Source organism: Pseudomonas sp. ICBG1301, assembly GCF_016918385.1.
Classification (GTDB): Bacteria; Pseudomonadota; Gammaproteobacteria; order Pseudomonadales; family Pseudomonadaceae; genus Aquipseudomonas; species Aquipseudomonas palleroniana.
On record NZ_JAEKGB010000041.1, the window covers coordinates 1 to 233 of the forward strand.

Below are 233 nucleotides of genomic sequence, written 5' to 3' on the forward strand. Positions count from 1 at the left end.
CTCTTGCAAAAATGAGCGCAGCGACCTCAAGCAACGACCGCAATTCCTGCTGCTCTCGCCCATTACAAACAGCTTTGCAAGAGACTCACTCCACAAACGAAAAAGCCTCTTGCAAAAATGAGCGCAGCGACCTCAAGCAACGACCGCAATTCCTGCTGCTCTCGCCCATTACAAACAGCTTTGCAAGAGACTCACTCCACAAACGAAAAAGCCTCTTGCAAAAATGAGCGCAG

1 protein-coding gene is annotated in these 233 nt (G+C 49.8%); it reads left to right on the forward strand.

Translation table 11 applies throughout. The features are described 5' to 3' along the window. Positions 1-227 (forward strand): hypothetical protein (locus JBE38_RS27590; RefSeq protein WP_205345605.1); only part of this gene is annotated, 227 nt, incomplete at its 5' end. Positions 228-233: the final 6 nt, after the last annotated feature.